This window comes from Mitsuaria sp. TWR114, from assembly GCF_007997345.1.
In genome coordinates, this window is the sequence record NZ_VOSR01000509.1 from 1 (window position 1) to 3,999 (window position 3,999).

A 3,999-nucleotide genomic window follows, 5' to 3' on the forward strand; every position below is an offset into this window, starting at 1 on the left:
TTCGAGGTGGAACTGCTGGGCGTCTCCGGCGGTGCCGAGCCGATCACGCTGAACCAGCTGACCAAGACCGCCAGCGGCCTGGAGTTCGAGGACGTCACCACCGGCGAGGGCGCCGTGGCCGAGGCCGGCAAGCGCGTGACCGTGCATTACACCGGCTGGCTCTACAAGGACGGGCAGCGTGGGCGCAAGTTCGATTCGTCCAAGGACCGCCGGGATCCGTTCCGCTTCCACCTCGGCGCCGGGGAAGTCATCAAGGGCTGGGATGAGGGCGTGCAGGGAATGAAGGTCGGCGGGACCCGGTTCCTGGTGATCCCTTCGGAACTCGGCTACGGCGCGTATGGCGCCGGCGGCGTGATTCCCCCGCATGCGACGCTGCTGTTCGAGGTGGAACTGCTGGCCGTCTGACGGCACGGTTTCCCCTCACCCCCGCCCTCTCCCTCGCACCTCATCCCCTCTCCCCCGCGAGGGGGAGAGGGTTAGGGTGAGGGGGCTCGTCGCAGGCCGCGAGAGAGGGTCATGCGCCAGCAATGGCCAGCAGGGCCTGCACCGCCTGACCGGTGCTGCCGGGGCCGCTGTCTTCCAAGCCGATGCGCGGCGCCGAGCTCAACTGCGGAAAGTGGTTGGTCAGCGACCGTTCGTAGCCAGGGTCATAGTGATCGCGCATGAGCTCCCCGAAGAGCTCAGCCCATTGCCCGCTCCGCGCCATCCCTTGCCAGCGCTCCACGCGCTCGCGTCCGCGCAGCGCCACCAGGCCGCCGATCAGCGCATTGAAGCCCTCCGCATCGGACCGGAAGTGCGCATAGTCCTCCAGCAGCAGCTGCACGCGCCCGGCCTCCGCCATGTCGATCCACACGCAGCGCCCCTGCTGGCGCAAGCGCAGGTGCAGCGGCTCCGGCAACTGCACGCCGCCGATCTTGCGGCTCTCGCTCTCGACGAACACCGGCCGCGCCGGGTCGAACCGCACCATCGCCTGCCACAGCGCCGTGTCGAAGGCCTTCTGGCTCGGCTGCGCCTGGTCGGGCAGGGCGCCGAGCACCGATCCGCGATGACGCGCGAGCGCCTCCAGGTCGAGCACCTGCGCCCCCACGCCCGCGAGCGCCTGCAGCAAGCGCGTCTTGCCCGAGCCGGTCCGCCCGCACAGCACCACGAAATCGAAGCGCGCCGGCAGCGCGGTCAGCGTCCGGATCACCTCGCCGCGGAAGGCCTTGTAGCCCCCCACCAGCTGCAGCGACTTGAACCCGATCTGGTTCAGGAACCAGTTCATCGCCCCCGAGCGCTGCCCGCCCCGCCAGCAATAGACCAGCGGCCGCCAATGCTTCTGCATCAGCGCCCGGTTGGCGTCCAGGTGGGCGGCGATGTTGCGGGCCACGATCGCGGCGCCGACCTTGCGCGCCTCCAGCGGATCCTGCTTGTAGAGCGTGCCGACGATGCGGCGCTCGTCGTTGTCGAGCACCGGCCAGTTCACCGCGCCCGGCAGGCGGTCCTCGGCGAACTCGGCCGGCGAGCGCACGTCGATGACCGTGCTGAAACCGTCGAGCCGCGCGAAGGCCTCGGCCGACGGGATGACGTGGTACTGGCTCATCGCCTCACTGCACCGACAGCGCGTCCAACAGCTCGCTCTCGATCTGCAGCTGCATCCGGCTCTGCTGCAGTGCCGCGCCGTCGAGCAGGAAGGTGTCCTCGACCCGCTCGCCCAGGGTCGAGACCTTGGCGAGCTGAAGGTTGATGCCGTGCCGCGCCAGCACCCGCGCGATCGCGTACAGCAGGCCGGCGCGGTCGGTCGCGCTGACCGACAGCAGCCAGCGCTGCGCGCGTTCGTCCGGGCGCAGCGAGATGCGTGGCGTGAACGGGAAACTCTTCACCCGGCGCGACAGCCGCCCCTTGCGCGGCTCCGGCAGCGGGCCCTGCGCGACCAGCGCCTGGCCGAGCTTGGATTCCACCAGCGCAGTCAGGTCGCGGTGGTGCAGGTCCAGCTCGGGCGCGATGACCTGGAAGGTGTCCAGCGCATAACCGCTGCGCGTGGTGTGCACCTTGGCGTCCAGGATGTTGAAGCCCGCGCCGTCGAAGTAGCCGCAGATGCGCGCGAACAGGTCCTGCTGGTCCTTGGCGTAGACCAGCACCTGCAGGCCCTCGCCGACCGGCGACGGGCGCGCCCGCACCACCGGCTCGGCGCTCGCGACATGGCGCCACAGCGCGCGCGCGTGCCAGGCCAGGTCCGGTGCGTCATGGCGCGCGAAGTAGCTCAGGTCCAGCGTCTTCCACAGCGCGTCCTCGGTGCCTGGCAACTGCGCCTTCAGGGCCAGCTCCTGCCGCGCTTCCTGCTTGCGGGCCTCGATCTCGGCGGCCATGTTCAGCTTCGCGCCGCCCAGCGCACGCAGCGTCAGCCGGTAGAGATCCTCCAGCAGCTTGCCCTTCCACGCGTTCCAGACCTTGGGGCCGGTGCCGCGGATGTCGGCGACGGTGAGCAGGTACAGCGCCGTCAGCGTGCGTTCGTCCTTCACCAGCTGCGCGAAGTGCTGGATGACCTCGGGATCGGACAGGTCCTCCTTCTGCGCCACCCGCGACATCGTCAGGTGATGCTCGACCAGGAACACCACCAGCGCCGCATCCGCCTTCGGCAGGCCGTGCGCGCGGCAGAAGCGCCGCGCCTCGACCGCGCCCAGGTCGGAGTGATCGCCGCCACGGCCCTTGGCGATGTCGTGGAACAGCGCCGCGATGTAGAGGAGGGAAGGGCGGTCGAACTGCGCCGCCAGCTGCGAGCAGAAGGGGTACTCGTGGGTGTGCTCGGGAATGAAGAAGCGGCGGATGTTGCGCAGCACCATGAGGATGTGCTGGTCCACCGTGTAGACGTGGAACAGGTCGTGCTGCATCTGCCCGACGATGCGCCGGAACACCCACAGGTAGCGCCCCAGGACCGAGGTCTGGTTCATCAACCGGAACGCGTGCGTCTGGCCCTGCGGCTCCTCGAGCACGCGCATGAACATCGCGCGGTTGGCCGGATCGCGCCGGAACGCGCTGTTCATCAGCCCGCGCGCGTTGTAGAGCGCGCGCAGCGTCTTGGCCGACAGGCCCTTGATGCCGGGCGTCTGCTGGTAGATCAGGAAGGTCTCGAGGATGGCGTGCGGCTCGCGCTCGTAGAGGTCGTCGGCCGCGATCTCCAGCATGCCGCTGCGCTCCAGGAAGCGGTCGTTGACCGGGCGCGGTTCGTTGCCCCGCGTGCCGTTGATCTGGTCTTCCAGGTTGAGCAGCGTGATCTGGTTCAGCTGCGTCACCGCCTTGGCCGCCCAGTAGTAGCGGCGCATCAGCTTCTCGGACGCGCGCAGCGAGCGGGTGGACTCGTAGCCGAAGCGCTCCGCCACCGCCGTTTGAAGGTCGAAGACCAGCCGGTCCTCGCGCCGCTTCGCCGCCAGGTGCAGCTGGCAGCGGATGCTCTTGAGCACGCCTTCGTTGCGCTGCAGCTGGCGGGCCTCGAAGGGCGTGATCAGGCCTTTGGCCGCCAGCTGCGACCAGGTCCGGCCCAGGCCCGCGCCGCGCGCGATCCAGATCAGCACCTGCAGGTCGCGCAGGCCGCCGGGGCTTTCCTTGCAGTTGGGCTCCAGCGCGTAGGGCGTTTCCTCGTACTTCGTGTGGCGCTGGCGCATCTCCAGCGTCTTGGCGCGCATGAAGGCGCGTGGATCGACCGCCTCGCGGAAGGCCTTGTCGAAGCGCTTGACCAGCGGCCGTGAGCCGGCCAGCCAGCGCGACTCGAGCAGCGCGGTCTGGATGGTGACGTCGCCGGCGGCCTCGTCCAGGCACTCGCGCACGGTGCGCACCGACGAGCCGATCTCCAGCCCGATGTCCCAGCAGGCGGTGATGAAGGCTTCGATCGCCTGCTTCAGCGGACCGGGCTGGTCGGGCGTCAGGCCGCCGGGCAGCGCATCGGGCAGCAGCACCAGCACGTCGACGTCCGAATGCGGGAACAGCTCGCCGCGGCCGTAGCCGCCGACGGCGACCAGCGCG

General features: G+C 69.7%; 3 protein-coding genes. 1 reads left to right on the forward strand and 2 read right to left on the reverse strand.

Going from position 1 to position 3,999, the window contains the following annotated elements:
• Positions 1-57: 57 nt before the first annotated feature.
• Positions 58-405, forward strand: coding sequence for an FKBP-type peptidyl-prolyl cis-trans isomerase (locus tag FUT87_RS17975; RefSeq protein WP_147241905.1), 348 nt, complete (start codon positions 58-60; stop codon positions 403-405).
• A 109-nt stretch (positions 406-514) separates the two neighbouring features.
• Here the strand turns inward: FUT87_RS17975 and mnmH are convergent, their stop codons facing one another.
• The gene (mnmH, locus tag FUT87_RS17980; protein ID WP_147241903.1) at positions 515-1,582 is read right to left on the reverse strand and encodes a tRNA 2-selenouridine(34) synthase MnmH; all 1,068 of its coding nucleotides are present in this window, start codon (positions 1,580-1,582) and stop codon (positions 515-517) included.
• 4 nt (positions 1,583-1,586) lie between these two features.
• The coding region (locus tag FUT87_RS17985) for a [protein-PII] uridylyltransferase (RefSeq protein ID WP_147241904.1) at positions 1,587-3,999 on the reverse strand (2,413 nt) is incomplete at its 5' end.